The organism is Bacillus cereus group sp. BfR-BA-01408 (assembly GCF_022663305.1).
GTDB lineage: Bacteria > Bacillota > Bacilli > Bacillales > Bacillaceae_G > Bacillus_A > Bacillus_A pacificus.
Genome location: NZ_JAKUFF010000370.1, coordinates 1 through 207, shown reverse-complemented (window position 1 = coordinate 207; position 207 = coordinate 1). Strand labels below are relative to the sequence as shown.

Here is a 207-nt window from a genome sequence, read left to right as displayed (position 1 = left end):
TTGAAAGGCGGCTTCGGCTGTCACTTATGGATGGACCCGCGTCGCATTAGCTAGTTGGTGAGGTAACGGCTCACCAAGGCAACGATGCGTAGCCGCCCTGAGAGGGTGATCGGCCACACTGGGACTGAGACACGGCCCAGACTCCTACGGGAGGCAGCAGTAGGGAATCTTCCGCAATGGACGAAAGTCTGACGGAGCAACGCCGCG

At 59.9% G+C, this 207-nt stretch carries 1 rRNA gene; it reads left to right on the top strand.

The window, feature by feature from the left end:
* Nucleotides 1-207: ribosomal RNA gene (locus MR083_RS27695) — 16S ribosomal RNA — on the top strand; the annotation flags it as partial.